This window comes from Pseudomonas sp. URMO17WK12:I9 (assembly GCF_900230165.1).
Lineage (GTDB): Bacteria > Pseudomonadota > Gammaproteobacteria > Pseudomonadales > Pseudomonadaceae > Aquipseudomonas > Aquipseudomonas fulva.
Genome location: NZ_OCMQ01000015.1, coordinates 1 through 17,685 on the forward strand (window position 1 = coordinate 1; position 17,685 = coordinate 17,685).

The 17,685-nt window shown below is 57.1% G+C and carries 17 protein-coding genes and 1 pseudogene; 12 read left to right on the forward strand and 6 right to left on the reverse strand.

What is annotated here, in order from left to right:
• On the reverse strand, positions 1-116 hold a 116-nt coding region (locus CRP40_RS22120; protein ID WP_141400917.1), incomplete at its 3' end, for a transposase.
• Between the two features lie 78 nt (positions 117-194).
• On the opposite strand from CRP40_RS22120, the gene CRP40_RS20415 reads away from it, so the two are divergent.
• The 3 genes from CRP40_RS20415 (at position 195) to CRP40_RS20425 (ending at position 2,172) form a co-directional block, all read left to right on the forward strand.
• On the forward strand, positions 195-896 hold the full coding sequence (locus CRP40_RS20415) for a UvrD-helicase domain-containing protein (protein WP_050587347.1): 702 nt from the start codon (positions 195-197) through the stop codon (positions 894-896).
• 121 nt (positions 897-1,017) lie between these two features.
• Positions 1,018-1,395, forward strand: coding sequence for a DUF2513 domain-containing protein (locus CRP40_RS20420; protein ID WP_027915574.1), 378 nt, complete (start codon positions 1,018-1,020; stop codon positions 1,393-1,395).
• Between the two features lie 144 nt (positions 1,396-1,539).
• Positions 1,540-2,172 carry a hypothetical protein gene (locus CRP40_RS20425; RefSeq protein WP_027915575.1) on the forward strand — a complete coding sequence of 211 codons (633 nt, stop codon included), beginning with the start codon at positions 1,540-1,542 and terminating at the stop codon, positions 2,170-2,172.
• A 131-nt stretch (positions 2,173-2,303) separates the two neighbouring features.
• Here the strand turns inward: CRP40_RS20425 and CRP40_RS20430 are convergent.
• Both CRP40_RS20430 and CRP40_RS20435 read right to left on the reverse strand, forming a co-directional pair.
• Positions 2,304-3,580 (reverse strand): annotated as a pseudogene (locus tag CRP40_RS20430) (site-specific integrase).
• Between the two features lie 120 nt (positions 3,581-3,700).
• Positions 3,701-3,976: a helix-turn-helix transcriptional regulator gene (locus tag CRP40_RS20435; RefSeq protein WP_027915576.1), complete on the reverse strand. Its 276-nt coding sequence runs from the start codon at positions 3,974-3,976 to the stop codon at positions 3,701-3,703.
• Positions 3,977-4,067: 91 nt separating this feature from the next.
• Here CRP40_RS20435 and CRP40_RS20440 point away from each other — a divergent pair, with 91 nt between their 5' ends.
• From CRP40_RS20440 to CRP40_RS20470, 6 genes are all read left to right on the forward strand, one after another.
• On the forward strand, positions 4,068-4,595 hold the full coding sequence (locus CRP40_RS20440; protein WP_141400918.1) for a hypothetical protein: 528 nt from the start codon (positions 4,068-4,070) through the stop codon (positions 4,593-4,595).
• Positions 4,588-4,923, forward strand: coding sequence for a hypothetical protein (locus CRP40_RS20445; RefSeq protein ID WP_050587348.1), 336 nt, complete (start codon positions 4,588-4,590; stop codon positions 4,921-4,923). The genes CRP40_RS20440 and CRP40_RS20445 overlap by 8 nt, the downstream gene beginning before the upstream one ends.
• 854 nt (positions 4,924-5,777) lie before the next feature.
• Positions 5,778-6,389: a class I SAM-dependent methyltransferase gene (locus CRP40_RS20450; RefSeq protein ID WP_027915578.1), complete on the forward strand. Its 612-nt coding sequence runs from the start codon at positions 5,778-5,780 to the stop codon at positions 6,387-6,389.
• Positions 6,390-6,698: 309 nt separating this feature from the next.
• A complete protein-coding gene (locus CRP40_RS20455) occupies positions 6,699-7,949 on the forward strand; it encodes an MFS transporter (protein ID WP_027915579.1) in 1,251 nt (416 codons plus the stop codon).
• A gap of 7 nt (positions 7,950-7,956) precedes the next feature.
• The gene (locus CRP40_RS20460; RefSeq protein WP_027915580.1) at positions 7,957-9,210 is read left to right on the forward strand and encodes an arsenic transporter; all 1,254 of its coding nucleotides are present in this window, start codon (positions 7,957-7,959) and stop codon (positions 9,208-9,210) included.
• Between the two features lie 396 nt (positions 9,211-9,606).
• Complete coding sequence (locus tag CRP40_RS20470; RefSeq protein ID WP_027915581.1) at positions 9,607-9,903, forward strand: hypothetical protein; 297 nt, start codon at positions 9,607-9,609, stop codon at positions 9,901-9,903.
• An 18-nt stretch (positions 9,904-9,921) separates the two neighbouring features.
• Here CRP40_RS20470 and CRP40_RS20475 read toward each other — a convergent pair whose 3' ends face one another.
• The gene (locus tag CRP40_RS20475; RefSeq protein ID WP_027915582.1) at positions 9,922-11,544 is read right to left on the reverse strand and encodes a hybrid sensor histidine kinase/response regulator; all 1,623 of its coding nucleotides are present in this window, start codon (positions 11,542-11,544) and stop codon (positions 9,922-9,924) included.
• 115 nt (positions 11,545-11,659) lie between these two features.
• Between CRP40_RS20475 and CRP40_RS20480 the strand changes: the two genes are divergently transcribed.
• Together CRP40_RS20480 and CRP40_RS22060 are read left to right on the forward strand one after the other, a co-directional pair.
• On the forward strand, positions 11,660-12,274 hold the full coding sequence (locus tag CRP40_RS20480) for a response regulator transcription factor (protein WP_027915583.1): 615 nt from the start codon (positions 11,660-11,662) through the stop codon (positions 12,272-12,274).
• 155 nt (positions 12,275-12,429) lie between these two features.
• On the forward strand, positions 12,430-12,600 hold the full coding sequence (locus CRP40_RS22060; protein ID WP_154665202.1) for a hypothetical protein: 171 nt from the start codon (positions 12,430-12,432) through the stop codon (positions 12,598-12,600).
• 25 nt (positions 12,601-12,625) lie between these two features.
• Here the strand turns inward: CRP40_RS22060 and CRP40_RS20485 are convergent, their stop codons facing one another.
• Both CRP40_RS20485 and CRP40_RS20490 read right to left on the reverse strand, forming a co-directional pair.
• A complete protein-coding gene (locus CRP40_RS20485) occupies positions 12,626-12,895 on the reverse strand; it encodes a DUF6555 family protein (protein WP_027915584.1) in 270 nt (89 codons plus the stop codon).
• Between the two features lie 131 nt (positions 12,896-13,026).
• The gene (locus tag CRP40_RS20490) at positions 13,027-13,254 is read right to left on the reverse strand and encodes a general stress protein (protein WP_027915585.1); all 228 of its coding nucleotides are present in this window, start codon (positions 13,252-13,254) and stop codon (positions 13,027-13,029) included.
• A gap of 265 nt (positions 13,255-13,519) precedes the next feature.
• Between CRP40_RS20490 and CRP40_RS20495 the strand changes: the two genes are divergently transcribed.
• On the forward strand, positions 13,520-17,659 hold the full coding sequence (locus CRP40_RS20495; RefSeq protein WP_027915586.1) for a CheR family methyltransferase: 4,140 nt from the start codon (positions 13,520-13,522) through the stop codon (positions 17,657-17,659).
• Positions 17,660-17,685: the final 26 nt, after the last annotated feature.

Below are 17,685 nucleotides of genomic sequence, written 5' to 3' on the forward strand. Positions count from 1 at the left end.
GACTCGACCAAGCCGAGCGAACGGGCCGCTTCGGCATGGCTGTAGCCTTGATCGAGCACCAGGCAGGCAGCTTCGCGCTTGAACTCAGGGGTAAAGGTACGGCGTTGCTTGGTCATCGGACACCTCTCTGTGGCGAGCATTCTCGCCTAAATGGGTGTCCGGGGTTAGTAGACCACTACATAGCCAACCTTCTTGTGGAGCAAAGCAACGGTGCTCTGTTCTACAGATTGGAGAGCCTATACGACGAAATCCTAGTGGATGAGGTTCAAGATCTCAGCGGCTGGGACTGGGAGCTTTTAGAGAAACTGTTCACGTCCCGTATCGACATCCGGATGGTTGGCGATATTCGGCAATCAGTGCTATCGACAAGCCCTCGAAGCCGGAAGAACAAGCAATATGCCTACGCCAAGGCCCTAGCGTGGTTCCTCAGCAAGCAGAGACGAGGAGAGCTCGAGATTCAATTTCGAAACACGACGTGGCGCTGTACACCTGGTATTGCGAGCTTCTCAGACACCATCTTCAATCCCGTGTGGGGCTTCCCTAGAACGGAGTCACTCAACGAGGTTACGACTGATCATGACGGTGTATTTCTGCTCGCCAAGCGTAACGTTCATGCATATGTGGAGAGATTTAACCCTCAGTGTCTACGCGTGAACGTAAGGTCGGGCACTGCGTTCGACCTGAATTACATCAACTTCAAGGTCGCCAAGGGTGCAACCTACGAGCGCGTGCTGATCATCGCAACAGGCCCAATCGCAACTTTTCTGCAGCGAGGTAAGTCGCTTGACCCTGGCCCAGCGGCGACGTTTTACGTGGCGGTAACCCGGGCACAGCAGAGCGTCGCTATTGTGCTTGATAAGCCAGGACAATCCATTATTCCTTACTGGGAACCGTGACTAACGCTCATTACATCGTGCATGCCAAGACCAGTGGAGAGGCATTGCGCATTTACGATGCCATCCGATTTAGAATGCCAGCTGTTCACAACCAGGAAAAAGGAGACGGGGGAACGATTCCTTGAGATTAGATAAAGAATTGATTCGTCAGATTCTGCTTGCAGTGGAAGAGAGCGACCAGACACCTGATTCGTGGATTGATCTTGAGTTCGATGATCAGACCCATAGCGTAGTTTCCTATCACGTCATGTTACTGCATGAGGCTGGCTTATTGGCTGCAAAGGATCTGTCCGCGATGGATGACTTCGACTGGCGCCCCCAGCGCCTGACCATCAGAGGGCACGAATACTTAGACACGATTCGGGACACCGAGGTGTGGCGCCTCACCAAAGCTGGCGCTGAGAAAGCCGGAGGGGTGAGTTTGGCAGTGATGCTGGAAATCGGAAAAGCGTACGGGAAGCAAGTGCTGAGGGAGCGGCTTGGCCTGGACATCGCATGAGCGCGCTAGCCTGGACTGTTGAATTGAGCCACTCAATAATGGGATTCCAGAAACACCAGTACGTACCCCATCGTGAGGGTTTGTGAAGTCTTGGAGTTTCCATTAGGGTTGCAGATGGAATCAGGCTCTCATCGAGACACCACTATGTACCTTGCTACTAAAGCGCTCCCTGAACTGCCGGAGCTGCTCACACGCACTGCCGGTAATTCTGCGTTTTACGCCGGCCTTACTCGGGTCGACGGGATCAGCGATATCGGTGAAACCGCGGGCTACAGTGCTCAGCCTGGCTACCGTTTGATACGCGTCGACCATCGGCCGCATGAAGGCAGTGCCAACGATTTCGAGATCGCTTTGGTAGACGATGCCGAGGCTTCCGTGGCTTTTTACACCAAAGTCACACTGCTCAGCGCTCCTGAAGTCAGTAGCCGATACCTTGCGAGACATCGGGTCTGGCGATCGGCAAGTACGCGTCATTCTCTAGCGCTTTCCGAAATTTCGCGAACTGTGCTTTTCGGCTACATCCTCCCGCGCTATGACCTGCTATTAGGCGAGGACGCGATCACAGGCGATGGGAAATTCTACTGGCATCGGCAGATGTCTCGTGCACTGCAGCTGGGCTTTCACGTTTACGTATATGATCAGACGACGCAGGCGCTTCGGTCGATTCCAGCGGACTGCGAGCTAAGTTCTCTGCAGGACCAGATTTGGTCAAGCTCCCGCCGGGAACCTTTGCAGGGTTTCATTTCAACCGGTCCACTTAATCAGTTGGAGTGCTAGCAAAATACTCATCTTGAGCACAAGCATAGCCGTAGCCGTAGCCGTAGCCGTAGCCGTAGCCGTAGCCGTAACCGGTGCTCGGTTGCGACGACCTGAGGCAAGCAGTTCGAGTTTGATTAATGACCGATCGGCTATTTTCGAATTTTAAGCCCTTTCATAGACGAAGCTCGCTGCTCATCCAGGCTATTGTAATAAATATTCTGGGTAGTACTTAGGCTGTTGTGCCTAAGGTCTGCCTGCAAGTCCTTCATATCTCGCAAAGGCGCATCGAAAGTAGCGGATGTATGACGAAGCCAGTGTAGTGATGCCGAGCGAAGTTGATCAATTTCATCGTCGCTCCAGCCTTCCTCCTGCATTCGTTTTAGTGCACGGACAAACACTACTTGAAGCAAAGATCGGATGTAGCGATCAGACAGGCCGCCGCGACCATTTAGCGTTCCAATTAGGGGGCAAACGTCTTGAGGTGAGGGCAGGGGAGAAAGTCCTAAATAGCGGCGATATCGAGTTAAGTAACAATCAACATAGTCATCGCGCACGCTAATTCGGGCTGCTTTATTTCCCTTTCCGACAACATGAAACCACCAGTTGCCAACAGTATCTCAGCGCAGGTCACCCATTGAGGGGCGCCAGTTTTCTCTGCCGAATAAATCAGAGATCCTGAGATACATCGAAAAGATAGTTGCCACAATAAATAAAGTGCGTTCGTGTCTCGGATCCTCCGCAGCCATCTGCTCTGCACAGTCGATAACGAAACTCCACTGAAGCTCTGTAAGCGATTGTGCGGAAACGTCCAATACCGCACGTTGTTTATGATGGACTTTTGTTTTATTGCGCGGAAAGGATTCGACTCGGTCAAGCCTTCGTCCATCGCATGCTGAAAAAAACTACCACCTGCGCAATCGATCCTTGCGCCATCTGGTAGGGGCGAATTGGAAGGTCTTTCGACGACTCTACAGCGATTTTACGATCTCGTTTGCTAGCCGTACTACTGAACGGCCTCCAGTCTTTGTTCACAACATAATCATCTGACTCAAGTCGTTTTCGCCCCCCAGACGAACAATCTCGATTTCACTACTGGTCCTACCCATTCTGCTGGAGGCTGTAGGCAAAACTCCATGAACATTTCAGCATCTACACGACGAATATCAAGAATGGATTTTTTCGCTATGATCTGGGACCAGAGCAAGAGACGCTCGACATGTGTGCGAAACGAGTTGAATGTCGTCTGGTTGCCGGCATATGAGCGTAAAAAACTTCGCACCACAAGGTAGCTCTCTAAGGCCTTACAATCAGGAGCGAATCGTTTCAGATAATCAAGAACCAATGGTAGTTCCTGATGCACCCCGAGAAAACTGAGTTGGTTAAATTTCCCAAAGGTATCAAAAAGATGTTGTGGATCTACGCGCATGGGCTACTCAGACGAGGTTGCAGATCTATCAAGGATGCTTTCGAATGAGGTGCTATGCAATATCCGGGTCTGACAGTTATCGGATATTGCGTGCGTAGAGGCCTTTGCTTTGCCATCGGTTCACTGCCGATGTAGGTCTTGACGGATTCGGGAGAACAGCATTTCGATGTCGGGCTCATTGTCGATCAGCAAAAAGGCCTCTGCAAGTAGGGATAGCGGGTGCACGTCCATACGTGTCGCCAGCTCGACCAGCTTATCGAGGGTGGGGCTCTTGAGGCCGCGCTCAAGAGAGCTTACATAGGTACGGCTGCTGACATCGCCAAAATCCTCCTGGGTCAGGCCTCGGCTAGTCCTAGTTTTGCGTAGCGCTTGAGCGAGGGCTGTTTTGAGCTCCATTTGCGTATTTGATCCACAAAAGGAATGATGAAGCCTCTTTGAATCCTATAGTGCTACAATCTATAGTGTTCATTTTCGTTGGGAGAGAGCTATGACGACCTTGCGAGTAAACCCTGAAAGCTTCTCAGAAGTAGCATCCCTAGGGGCAGGATCCACATTTCTAATCGTTTGCGTGCTGGACCTTTTGGAAGAAAAAGAGATTATTGACATCAGGATTTTTGAAACGGGCCAGAGCACATTGGACTTCTTGAACGAGCTCGACAGGCCCAATGCCACTAGAGGCGTGGTAGGTCTTCAACTCGCATTGCCGCCGCGGTTGAGTCCTAACCAAAAGTGGACGGTAGAGCCTGTTGTCGACTTCGCAAGGGTTATATTGGCGCAGCCCGAGAGAACCTTAGATTCGTATGCTTACCGTATTGCGAGTGGGCGCTATTATGTTGATGGTAATGAAATACCTCTCAAGGTTGTGAGGAGCGAGAGAAGCATTTACCAAGCATCAAATGCTAATTCGAGCGATCCAGTACTGAGTGCATACCAAGCCTGGATTGCGAGGATATTAGGCGAACTGATCAATGAGCAGTTCAACATGCAGCAGAGGACGGAAGCAAGTCGTGGCTGATACAACCGGGAGTGAGTCGTTTCAGGCTTGTTTGTCAGCGCTGTCACTATTGATGTCTTGGGGCGCTGAAGAGCAAGTCGCACATAGTATAATCGGCATGCCCGATTGTGCCGCTCAAGAGATCAAGCTCCGCCTAAGCGTTATTTTTGAGATGAATAGCTACTTGAACAAGATTTTTGAGAATCCTAAGAATATCGCAGGTTTTATGTCCATGAAAAATGACAACGATTATTTTGAGGGAAGCACTCCGCTGGAGAAAATAAGCGATGGAACCTATGCATCCCTACGAGAATGCGCAAAGCGCCTTCAGGCGCTGAGTATGGGCTAGCTCCCCAGAGGCCCTGAACCAAAAGTACTTGAGTTCCACGGTGGAACTTTTTCGTATCAAGGTCAGCGCCTAGCTTTTCATGCAGAACTAGGCCTGAAGGAGGGTTGAGCCTAGTAGTGCCAGGTTCGCTGAAGACTAGCCACATCTGCTCCGCGCTGTGCCTCTAAAACAGGTTATCTTTTTTCAAAATATTTATCTTCTTTGAGGGCTCCGCAGAGCGGACCTAGGGGCTGTGAATCCATCCTTTTAAAAATACTGGCGGTAGTGTGTCGCTATCGAGAGCGGCGACGGAGCATTTCAAGCAACTGATGTGCGGTAATTATTCTTTTTTAGGAGTATTTATCCTTTTTGCGGATCCCTAACAGCCACGTAGTTACCCCCAGACAATCGGTCGGGAGAGTGATCAGATCAACCCTTAAAAAAATTATTCTTTTTAAGGTTTTACTTTTTTAAGGATAGGCAATATGGCGTTTATAGCGCTGGAGTGGCACGCGTCCTATTTTTTTTACGGACCGATTGCGATTCGTAGAGTTTGCCTAGGGGAGAAGATTCAGGATAACTCATTGATTATTCTGGTTTATTGTTTTTAAGGGCCGATTACTTTTTTTAGGGCATCCTGACAGAAGGGATGGGACGTAACGGCTTGATTCGAGGGTTGTATGGTCAATCGAGGCAAAGTCTGGTTTTCGGGGGCTGGTGACAGATCCAGCCCCAGAAGCCTTATACATGATTTAACATAATACACATTATGCGCACCCAGGAATTTCCTGCTCGATACCAACCCGGGGTACATTTGAAGCCACGAATCGCTCACAGCGTCCTCTCGTAAGATCGTTTAAGGAAACCGTCCTCCCATGTCCCACCATCCATCAGCAGACCACATCATCGACCTTTACGACCGCCATGCATTTACTTGGCACCAAAAGCGCGCCAATCACTTCACTGATCGCAAATGGATTGCGCATTTCGGGACCATGCTGAAGCCGTCAGCACGTGTTCTGGATCTGGGCTGCGGCTCTGGCCAACCTGTGGCGCGACACCTGGTCGAAATCGGCGCCTGCGTTGTGGGTGTTGATTCGTCCAAACAGATGCTGATCCTGTGCAATGCACAGTTTCCTGAGCAGCAATGGATTCACGCAGACATGCGCACACTTACATTGGGCTGTCAGTTCGACGCAATCATTGCTTGGAACAGCTTTTTCCACCTAAAGCCCACCGATCAGCGCCTGATGTTCCCGATTTTTCGTCGCCATGCGGCCCCAGGGGCGTTGCTCATGTTTACAAGTGGGCCCTCCCATGGCGAAGCCTTGGGTACATTCGAGGGCGAGACGTTGTATCACGCCAGCTTGAGTACCAATGAATACGTCGATCAGTTACACGCCAACGGGTTCGAGGTGCTTGATCACGTTGTTGAAGATCCGGATTCCGGGGGACTGACAGTATGGCTAGGGCGTCTCCTACCCTAACTCAATATTCTTCTCAGTAATAACTACACTAAATATTCATTTAGTTTAGTTATATAATTGACCTAGGTTGTCGTCGCCTATCCATCCCTTCCGTACCAGGTTTTCATTGGGCGATGCGTGCCGACCGAGCCCGCCATTCCATCCCTCGCCGAATTCCCGGCCCTCATCCAGATAACTTAAATCCGCCTCTGGAACCTATCCTCGCCGTGCACAGTCTTTGCCAAAGATACCCCAGCATCACCACTCGCCCGCCGCTCATACCCTGGCCCATGCCAGCGATGGCTACGTGGCCCTCTCGAGAGCACGTCCTTGGAAAATCCTAGGCAATCCGCCCCGCATCGCTCGCTTGACTGGTTGAACTTCTTCCTTGCCGATGTACGTGACGGACTTGGACCGTACCTTGCCATCTATCTGCTCGCCGTTCATCAATGGCAGCCCGCGAGCATAGGGCTGGTCATGACGATTGCCGGTGTTACTGCCCTGCTCGCTCAGACGCCCGCCGGCGCCCTGATTGACCGTACGCCCGCCAAACGTGCCGTTGTGGTCATAGCGGCAGTCCTGGTAACCGGGAGCTGTCTGTTACTGCCTTTCATCACATCATTCATTTGGGTTGCCGTAACGCAAACCATCAGCGCCTTGGCCGGCTCCGTGTTCGCGCCGGCGATCGCAGCCATCTCTCTGGGGCTGACCGGACCGAAGGCGTTCACGCGACGCGTGGGGCGCAACGAGACCTTCAACCATGCTGGAAATGCTTTCTCTGCACTACTGGCCGGTGGCCTCGCCTACCTGTATGGGCCGGTGGTGGTGTTCTATCTGATGGCTGCATTGACCGTGGCCAGCATCATCGCGGTAGCCTGCGTCCCGGGCGCTGAGATTGACCATCACGTGGCTCGAGGCCTGACCCATAGCCCGAACGATCAGGACAATCCGGCGGGCTTGGCGCTGCTGTTGCATAACCGCACATTGCTGCTCTTCGCGATCTGCTGTGCCTTGTTCCATCTGGCCAATGCGGCCATGCTGCCGTTGGTAAGCCAGAAACTCTCTCAAGTCGACCTGCGCCTGGCCACGCCATTGACCTCGGCTTGCATCGTGGCAGCCCAGTTGGTCATGGTGCCCATGGCGCTGCTGGTCGGGGCGCGTGCCGAACAATGGGGGCGCAAGCCGTTCATGCTCGTGGGGTTCCTGATACTTCCACTGCGCGGCGCGCTCTACACCTTGTCTGACAACCCCTTCTGGCTCGTAGGCGTGCAGCTACTCGATGGCATTGGCGCGGGCATTTTCGGGGCGCTGTTCCCGATCATCGTCAAGGACCTCACCGAGGGTACCGGGCGGTTCAACGTAAGCCTTGGCGCGCTCACCGCCGTGTTCGGCCTTGGTGCTGCGCTGAGCCCTGGTCTGGCGGGGTTCGTCGTCCAAGCGGCGGGCTACAATGCCGCGTTCCTGACGCTGGCCGGGATCGCAGCCTGCGCATTTGTTCTTGTGCTGGTCGCCCTCCCCGAAACGCACCCACGCCAGGGCGATGCGCCCTCCTCTTCTATGCCGTCAGCCGCCGGAAACTGAACCCGTGATGCACCTGAGCCAAACATCGTTGATCATCTGGATCGTCTCGGCCCTGGCCACTGCTGGCGTCATACTCAGACCCTTCAAGGTGCCCGAATTCATCTGGGCCCTAGGCGGTGCCACCGTACTCGTGCTGTTTGGGCTGATTGCCCCGATGAACGCTTTGGCGGCGGTGGTCAAGGGGAGCGACGTCTACCTGTTTTTGATCGGCATGATGGTTCTGGCCGAAGTGGCCCGCCAGGAGGGACTTTTCGATTGGGTGGCTCGTTATGCCGTAGGCCATGCCCAAGGGTCTGGTCAACGGCTGTTCAATCTGGTTTTCCTGGTCGGCACCCTGGTGACCGTTTTTCTCTCGAACGATGCCACTGCCGTGGTTCTGACGCCAGCAGTGTATGCCGCCTGCAAGGCCGCCAAGGCTGAGCCTCTGCCCTACCTGTTCATCTGTGCATTCATCGCCAATGCCGCAAGCTTCGTTCTGCCCATTTCCAATCCCGCCAACCTGGTGGTATTCGGCAGCCAGATGCCTCCTCTGCTGGACTGGTTAAAGCAGTTCACCTTGCCTTCGTTGGCAGCCATCGCGGCGACCTATGTCATTTTGCGTATCACCCAACGCCGTCAGATCTGCCAGCCGCTTGCGTTGACCGTGCAAATACAGCCTCTTCCAGCCGGTGCGCGCCTGTGTGCATGGGGCATTGCGCTGACTGCCTGCGTGCTGCTGGGTGCATCGGCGCTGGACGTACCACTAGGCCTACCTACCTTTAGCGCTGGTATTGCGACCACCGCGCTGATCCATTTGCGCCAGCGGCGCAGTCCGATGCCAGTTTTGCGACACGTCGCCTGGAGTGTGCTGCCATTGGTTGCGGGCTTGTTCGTGTTGGTCGAAGCTGTGGCTCAGACAGGCGCGATCGAACAGCTGGCGCATGCGCTCATGACCCTGGAGCAGACGTCTCAGACCGCTGCGAGCTGGACCGCGGGGGTGGGTGTAGCCGTGGCTAGCAACTTGATGAACAACCTGCCGAGTGGGCTGATTGCCGGCTCCATGGTCGATATCGCCCACCTCCCTCGGCAAACTACCGCCGCGTTGCTGATTGGGGTCGACCTAGGTCCGAACTTGTCCATTACCGGATCCCTTGCAACCTTGCTCTGGCTGGTGGCGATTCGACGTGAAGGCGAGTCTGTCAGCGCCTGGCAATTTCTGCGCCTGGGGCTGCTGGTCATGCCGCCAGCTCTAGCCGCAGCGCTGTTGGCCCTTATGGTCTGAGGCTCAACTGGGCATCCGATCACTGCTCGCCGCTGCGCACGCGCTGTCTAGGTCGACATCCGCGAGGAAGGTGGCAAAGTGATCGCGAAGCGCAGGTGCCCAGTTTGCCCTTCAGGGTTAGGCGGCCGAGGGTGACCACTTGGCCGCTCTCGGGATGTTCCAGGACGGTATCCTTGATGCCGAGCCGCCATAGCACCAGCATGAAGGAGCGCAAGTCGACGTGAGGCGACCCCTGCTCGACCTTGCGCAGCAGGTGCGGCGATACACCAATAGCGGCCTTGATATCTGCCTGTCGGATACTGAGTAGCTAAATGCCATTTAGCACATCTGCCCTAATCGATCCTGCATCCCGCCCACGCTATATTTCGGTTCTTTCATCGCTAAGGAACCATCCCCATGACCCCCTTCAAGCTGATCGCCATTACCGGGGCTCTATTGGCCATGGCCGGCTGCCAAACGGTCAAGCCGTCTGATGACACCCTGAAGAAGCGTACCGAGTTCGTGCTCAACACCAAAGTGTCGAAAGTGGAAGATGTGCGCAGCGACAGCACCATCACCTACTACACCGCCACGACTGGCAAAGGGCGGTTCGAATGCCAGATGCCCAGTGGTGCACTTGTCGCTGCGGCGGGCATGGGCATTTATCAACCCACCCCCAGCTGCGTGAAAGAAGGCCAGACCGGCCGCCTGTGACCAGGGCTGCGGCCGCTTTCAACAGGGAGGCAATGTGGGCTCACCACAGAGCGTGCGCAGCATGGCTCGCAATTCGGCCGGGCGCACAGGCTTGGACAGCACTGCGATATCGCGACCCTGTACCGCGTCCTGTATTCGGTCCGGATCATGCCCCGTCATGATCAAGGCTGGTACAGCCCAGCCCCGCTCGCTGCGCAGCCGCTCGATGCAATCGACTCCGGTGGCGTCCTGGCCAAGGTCATAGTCGGCAACGATGACGTCACAGTCCTCATTCGAAGCGGCAGCAGAACTGTGCCCATCCACTTCGCACCCCCAGCGCTGCAACAGGGCCGACGTTGCCCTGAGCACGTTATGGTCGTCTTCTATCAGGCAGACTCGCAGGCCGCTGAGCAAACCTGCAGCGGCAAGCTCGTGCTCAGGCGCTGGCAGTGTAGGTTGAGGCGTTATCTGCGCGAACCCCTTCAGGCTCACGGTAGTGCCGTGGCCGGGTCGAGATTGCAGGTGCACCTGCACGTCCATCAGCCGTGCAAGCCGACGAACGATCGACAGGCCCAATCCGACGCCCTCGACGTCCTTGTCGCGCACTTGCCTGACCCGGTAGAACTCCTCGAACACCAGCGTCTGGTGTGCAGGTTCGATGCCTCGCCCCTGATCACAGACCATGATGGCAAGACCTCCCTGGCAGCGTCGGACACCCATCAACAGTGGCCGTCCCGGTGCGTACTTGAGGCTGTTGGAAAGGACGTTCTGGACCATAGTCGTCAATATGCCGCGGTCTGCACGCGTCCAGTAGGCACAAGGCCGCACCCGTATCTCCACCCCCGCCCAGCGAGCAGCCTCGGCGTGCTCACGCGCAAGGGTCTCGAGAAAATCGCCCAGGGCAAAGCTCTCATGGCGCGGCTGCACGCGCCCGTTGTCCAAGGTGTACAGGTCCAGAATCGAACGAAACAGCTGGGACACATTCAGCAGCGATCGATCAATGCTGTCCACCAGCCTGCGTTCCTCCTCGCCCAGCCGCGCCTCGCGCAGGCAAGCGGTGAACAGACTGATGGAGTGAATGGGTTGGCGCAGGTCGTGACTCGCCTGGGCCAGAAAGCGGGACTTCTCGAGATTGGCTGCAGCGGCCTGCTCCGAAGCTCGGCGCGTGCGTTCGAGCAGCAAGTGCGCATAGACGGGGATCACGGTGCTGGTGGTCAGCAACATCAGCACCAGAAAAGGGTTGGCCTGCCAGTAAGGCGTCAGTTGGTACACCGCAACCAAGGCGATCAGCGCCAGTCCGGTCGCGATGGCCAGGTACCGGGAGCCGAAACGCATGCCGTTGCCCAGGTTGACCCACACCATCACGGCATACAGGGGCAGCGCCGCCTCACCGCCGACTACCAGGCCGAAGCAGGTGCCTGTGTAGTCGTGCACCATGCCCAGCACCCGGCGCCACGGATAGTGCCCCGGCCAGCGTGCGATGGCCTGGCGCAGAAGCACCGATACCAGGAGAAAGACGACAATGTAGACGACCACCGGCACGTAGAGCGCAGCAGAACGGTCCAGCAGAAAGACCAGCATCGCCACATAGGCGAAGGCGCAACTGCCAACGACCAGACGCAAGTTCGCTTGATCGAGCTCGTTGTTTTTATCCAGGGCCATGGCCGGAATCCTTTTCATCAGGCGGCTTTGCTCCCGTGACGGGGCGGCACGCACTTGCCAGGGCTGCTACGTTAACATGGCCCGATCGACCTGCGGCCAAAGGGAGTTGCCAAGCGTGACCAGTCGAATAATCGTGGCGGACGACCATCCGCTTTTCAGGGAAGCCATGGTGCGTACCGTCTACCGTGTGCTGCCAAGCGCCCATGTAGCTGAGGCCGGCAGCCTGGATGAGGTACTGCAGCTTGCCAGCGTCGGCGAGGCCCTCGACACCTTGATCCTTGACCTGCGTTTTCCGGGCCTGGATTCCGTCAGCCGCCTCGCCCAGCTCAAACGCCAACTGCCGCGCACGACCTTGATCGTCGTCTCGATGGTGGATGATCCGGTCATCATCGACCAAGTCATGGCTTGCGGCGTTGATGGTTTCATCGGCAAAAGCCTGAGCGCCGAGCAAATGGGCGCTGCGATCCTTGCCGTTCGAGCCGGAGAAGTGTTGGTGCGCTTCGCGCCCTCAGGGCTGCTGCCGGTCGCCAATGCCGACTCGGGTACCGAGCACCTGACTCAACGCCAACAAGACGTGCTGCGCTTGATCGCTCAGGGCAAGACCAACAAGGAGATAGCCAAGGCCTTGGATATCTCGCCCTTCACGGTGCGCATCCACGTTTCGTCACTGCTCAAGGCACTTAATGTCAGCTCGCGTACCGCTGCTGCCGTCAAGTACTCGGCCGGGTAGCACCGTTGGTCAGACCTGCGCCTGCCTAGACGGACTTCTACGCGTGCGGTGGTGCTCTGAACAAGTGAGAGGCCTGGCAATGGCTGTGCCCCTCACTCCTGTGTTGGCCCGCCGTCAGGGCGGGCCTTTTTTTAGAACCAGCGGAGGCGCGCGCAATGATGCAGAAACTGATGATGGGGGGCGGCAATGTCCAGGACGACTGGCCCGAGCTTGAGCAAGAGCAGCGCAATGATAAGGTCGATGACCCGGACACTGATCCCGGTCTGACCGATGAAGACCAGGATCGGCCAGGCGTGCCTGCCAGCGATCCCGAGGCGGGTGCGTGATCGGTTGATGATGCAGGCTGCGCAATCAGGCGGTGGTGGCAGGGTCTTCCAGGGACTGTCCAGGCTTGCTGCCTGATAGGCGCCAGGTCACGTCCGTGACGCCGTAGCGTTCGGCCATGGGCCGGCTGACCTTGCGGATTTTCTCGCGCCCGAATTTCGGAATGATGCCAATGCCTGCATCGCAGCTCGCCCAGTGCCAGGCTTCGGCGTTATCCAGGCGTTCAAGACGAATGATGAAGGTGCGGGGCTCGCCATGGAGCCGATAATCGATGATGTACAACTGGGGACTAGGCATCGCTGCACCCTCCTCTTTTGCGTGGATGACCCTGCGATGGAGTGCAGCTCGGCGATAAAGATTCAATCGAATATGCGTCATTGCTCCCAAGGGGTGCCTGGCACAGCCTTTGGCAGGCACCCAGGATGAGTTCAGCCACGCGCTTCGTTCGTTGCACTACGCCCGCCGCCGTGGCTGTTCTGACCACCCTTACGGCCAGCCTGCGAAGCGCGCTCACGGTCATTGGCGAAGTTTCCACCTGAAACCTGACCCCCTTTCTGCCCAGCACGGGAGGCCTTTTCGCGGTCATTGGCGAAATTGCCCGGGTTGGTTTCCTTGGTGCCGCCACGTTGACCGGTCGATTTTTGATCACGAGCCATATCGTTTCTCCTTGCGGTTCTGGAAATGCGCATGGCACGAAGCCGCGCCCTTCATCAGAACCCGTGCGATGACAGGCTACTCAGTCCCAAGGCATGGATTGCAGATCGGTGGCGCGAATGGATTCTCTGGCCGAACACTTGCGGGCCAGCCATTAGCGCCTCGTAAAGGCGCTCGCGAATATCCTCGCGCGTTGCCTATAATGTCGCTCCTCCTGCCCCGCGACATGTCGATGGGCTGTCCGTCAGGTCTGTACAGGGCACCGCCATGAAGTCGACCGTTAACCAGCCCGCCGCGCCCCATCCTTCGAACCTGAGTCCTAGTCATCTCAATTTCCCGGTGGTGGGTATTGGTGCCTCTGCAGGGGGGATCGAAGCCATCTGTACCCTGTTCAGGCAGATGCCTGCCGACTCTGGCATGGCATTCGTCATCGTGCTGCACTTGTCTCCAGACCATCAGAGTGTCGCTGATCGAATCATTCAGGAGACCACCGGCATGCCGGTGAGCCAGGTAACGGCGCCGGTACCGATTGAACGCAACCATGTATACGTGATCTCCCCTGCCAATCGGCTGTCGACCAATGACGGCTATCTGCGTGTGGCACCCGCCAACAGGCGACGCGGTGACCATGTGGCGATCGACCTGTTTTTCCGTGACTTGGCCGACGTACACAAGGACCATGCCTTTTGCGTGGTACTGTCCGGCACCGGCGCAGACGGCGCCGTAGGGTTGGCGCGCGTCAAGGAGCAAGGCGGCGTCACTTTGGTGCAAAGCCCGGATGATGCCCAGTATGACAGCATGCCCAGGGCGGCCATCGAAACCGGGCTGGTCGACGTTGTGCTCCCGGCGGCAGAGCTTGCCCAAAAGCTGATGGAGCTGTGGCATAACGCACGGCAGGTCAACCTCCCACGCATCGAGGATGACAGCCTGCCGCCTGCGCTGGGTACCCGGGCGGGCGACCCGGAGTCATGCGAACCTTTGCTGGAAGAGATCCTGCTGCAACTGCGTAGTGCTACCGGGCATGACTTCCAGCACTACAAGCGCGCCACCGTGCTACGACGGATTGAGCGGCGCCTGCATGTCACGGGGCAGGCCGACCTGCGGGCTTACCTGCACTACCTCGAAAACCACAAGGAGGAATCCGCCGACTTACTGGCGGACATGCTCATAGGCGTCACCAATTTTTTCCGCGACCGTGAAGCGTTCGAAGCCTTGGAACGAATTGTCATGCCCCAACTGGTGGGCGAGCCGGACTCGGCTGACAACCCGGCAGAGATTCGCATCTGGTCCGCCGGCTGCTCGACAGGAGAGGAGTCCTACAGCCTGGCCATGCTGACATGCGAGCAGTTGGCCGTGGACCAACGTGCCAATAACGTACAGGTGTTCGCCACCGATCTTGACGAGCGCGCCATTGGCCATGCCCGCACGGGTTTGTATCCAGAGTCCATCATCACCGACGTGCCGCCATCGCGGCTGCGCCAGTTCTTCGTCAAGGAAGACCAGCATTATCGAGTACGCAAGGAAATACGCGAGAAAGTGCTTTTCGCGCGGCATAACCTGCTGTCCGATCCGCCCTTCTCGCAATTGGGCTTGATCGTCTGTCGCAATCTGCTGATTTACCTGGACCGCGAAATCCAGCGTGACATCCTGCGCATGTTCCATTTCGCCCTGCGCCCGGGTGGGTACCTGTTCCTGGGCTCGTCCGAATCGGCAGAGCTGGCTGGCGAGCTGTTTGCAGTGGTGGACAAGCGTAATCGCATCTACCGGGCGCGCGAGGTCGCCGGTGCCGGCACGCGTCCGGGGCGTCAGCTGCAAGGGGGTGATCTAGGCGCTCTGAAGCAGCCGGCCACCGCCAAAAGCAGAGCCCAGCGCAAGCCCTCCTATGCAGAGGTGCACCACCGCGCACTGGCGCGCCGAACCCCGCCGAGCCTGATCATCGACGGTGAGGGTACCATCCTTCATCTGAGTGAAGGGGTCGGGCGCTTCATGCAACTGGGCAGCGGTGAATTGAGCCGTAACTTGCTCAACCTGGTACTGCCCAGCCTGCGACTGGCGCTTCGCAGCACCCTGTTCCAGGCGCGCCAGGGCACCCATGCGGTCACCTCTCGCCCTGTGGACCTGGGCGAGGATGACCAGCGCTGCCAGGTAGAGATTACGGTGCAACCGCATAAGGATGAGCAGACAGCCGGCGAATACCTGCTGGTAGTGTTCGAAGAGCGCGCGCCCGATCCGTCATTGCCCTTGGTCGGTGCCATTCGCCAGACCGACAGCATGGTGCTGAACAACCTGGAGCGAGAGTTGCAGCGCACGCGCTTGCAATTGCAGGAGACCATCGAGCAGTCGGAGATCTCCAGTGAAGAGCTCACCGCCTCCAATGAAGAGATGCAGACCATCAACGAAGAGCTTCGCTCGGCCAGCGAAGAACTTGAAACCAGCAAGGAAGAGCTGCAGTCGATCAACGAAGAACTGTTGACCGTCAACTACGAGCTCAAGAACAAGGTCGAGGAGACCGACAAGGTCAATGACTACCTGCGCAACTTGATTGCCAGCACTGACATCGCCGCCGTGTTCGTCGACCGCAACCTGCACATTCGCTGGTTCACCCCGCGTGCGACCGACCTGTTCAACATGCTGCCGGTGGACACAGGCCGCTCTCTGCTCGACATCACTCATCGCTTGGATTACCCCGCTCTGGCAGATGATGCGCGTGCCGTGGTCAATGGCGAGCACATCATCGAGCGCGAAATCGGAGGCCAGGCCTACCACTGGTACCTGGCCAGGTTGCTGCCCTATCGCTCAAGCGAACAGAAGATCGACGGGGCCGTGCTTACCTTTATCGACATCAGCAAGAGCCGCGCGGCCGAGGAGCGTCTGCGACTTGGCGAGGAACGCATGCGAGTAGTCGCTGAAAGTACCCACGAATTCGCCATCATCCTGTTGGATGAGCAGGGCTTGATCACTGATTGGAACACAGGCGCCACATTGATCTTCGGCCATGAAAAGGCCGATGTGGTGGGCCGGCATTACCAGCTCATCTTCACCGAGGAAGATCGCCAGCACGGCATTCCCGAGCAGGAGTTGCAAAGGGCGCGCACCAACGGCCGTAGCCAGGATGAGCGCTGGCACATGCGCAATGACGATAGCCGCTTCTATGCCAGCGGTGAGATCTCGCGCTTGAAAGGCAATTCATTGCGTGGTTTCGTGAAGATCGCTCGTGACTTGACCGGGCACAAGCGCCTGCACGATGAACAGAGCAAGCAATTGGCCGAGTCGCAAAGCAGCAGCCACATGAAGGATGAGTTTTTTGCCATCATGTCCCACGAGCTCAAACACCCGCTCAACCTGATACAGCTCAACGCCGAGATCCTGCGTCGTCTGCCTTCGATCGCCCACATCGCCGCTGCGAGCAAGGCGGTAGCCACCATCCGCGAGGCTGTCGCCAGCCAGGCGCGCATCATCGACGATCTCCTGGACGTGGCCCGTATCCGAACCGGCAAGCTCAAGCTCAAGACCGAAGCAGTAGACGTGGCTGCCATCGTCGAGGGTATCCATGGGGTTGTCGTCAGCGAGCAGCCTGACTCGGCAGTGGTGCTGGAGCTGCCTGCTGACCGTCTACCGCTGTTCATCGACGGGGATAGCACACGCTTGGAGCAAGTGATCTGGAACCTGCTCAACAACGCCCTGAAGTTCAGCCCGCCCGGTAGCGCCATTCGGTTGTCGCTCAGCCACGATGACACGCAGGTGTCGCTCAGCGTGATAGACCAGGGCATCGGCCTCACGGCAGACAGCCTGGAGCACATTTTCGATCTGTTCAGCCAGGCAGCGTCGCCGCTCGGGCACGCGGCTCGAGAGGGTCTGGGAATAGGGTTGTCGCTGGTCCGTCAGTTAGTGGAGGCCCATGGCGGAAGCGTAAGCGCGTACTCCGCAGGCCTCGGTCAAGGCTGTACGTTCAGCGTCACTCTGCCCTTGTCCCAGAGTGGTAGAGGTGAGCAGCTTGCCTGCCAGCAACCTGAGCGCATGGGTCGCCTTGATGGCTTGCACGTGCTGCTGGTGGACGACTCGCCCGAAGTGCTCGACGTCATGCAACAGCTCCTGGAAATGGAATGTGCGCAGGTAAGCGCATTCGCTGACCCGCGCCAGGCGCTCGAGGTCGCCAGGGACACGAAGTACGACGTCATTCTGTCGGACATCGGCATGCCAGTCATGGACGGCCATGCACTGATAAAGGCCCTGCGAAACATGAAGCACCTGCAGCACACGCCGGCCATCGCCCTGACTGGCTATGGGGCGAGCGCCGATCAGCACCGGTCGAAGCAATCAGGCTTTGATCGCCACCTGAACAAGCCCGTCGGCTATGACGAATTGGTAGAGGCCATCGAAAGCCTGCACGGTTCGGTTCTCTACTGACCGTTCGTCGGTGAATTGTTACAGTT

Excerpts from the sequence above, each read along its gene's own strand:
- CRP40_RS20425 (WP_027915575.1), top strand. The coding sequence starts at position 1,540 with ATGTACCTTGCTACTAAAGCGCTCCCTGAACTGCCGGAGCTGCTCACA.
- CRP40_RS20435 (WP_027915576.1), bottom strand. The coding sequence starts at position 3,976 with ATGGAGCTCAAAACAGCCCTCGCTCAAGCGCTACGCAAAACTAGGACT.
- CRP40_RS20440 (WP_141400918.1), top strand. The coding sequence starts at position 4,068 with ATGACGACCTTGCGAGTAAACCCTGAAAGCTTCTCAGAAGTAGCATCC.
- CRP40_RS20450 (WP_027915578.1), top strand. The coding sequence starts at position 5,778 with ATGTCCCACCATCCATCAGCAGACCACATCATCGACCTTTACGACCGC.
- CRP40_RS20460 (WP_027915580.1), top strand. The coding sequence starts at position 7,957 with ATGCACCTGAGCCAAACATCGTTGATCATCTGGATCGTCTCGGCCCTG.
- CRP40_RS20470 (WP_027915581.1), top strand. The coding sequence starts at position 9,607 with ATGACCCCCTTCAAGCTGATCGCCATTACCGGGGCTCTATTGGCCATG.
- CRP40_RS20475 (WP_027915582.1), bottom strand. The coding sequence starts at position 11,544 with ATGGCCCTGGATAAAAACAACGAGCTCGATCAAGCGAACTTGCGTCTG.
- CRP40_RS22060 (WP_154665202.1), top strand. The coding sequence starts at position 12,430 with ATGATGCAGAAACTGATGATGGGGGGCGGCAATGTCCAGGACGACTGG.
- CRP40_RS20485 (WP_027915584.1), bottom strand. The coding sequence starts at position 12,895 with ATGCCTAGTCCCCAGTTGTACATCATCGATTATCGGCTCCATGGCGAG.
- CRP40_RS20490 (WP_027915585.1), bottom strand. The coding sequence starts at position 13,254 with ATGGCTCGTGATCAAAAATCGACCGGTCAACGTGGCGGCACCAAGGAA.
- CRP40_RS20495 (WP_027915586.1), top strand. The coding sequence starts at position 13,520 with ATGAAGTCGACCGTTAACCAGCCCGCCGCGCCCCATCCTTCGAACCTG.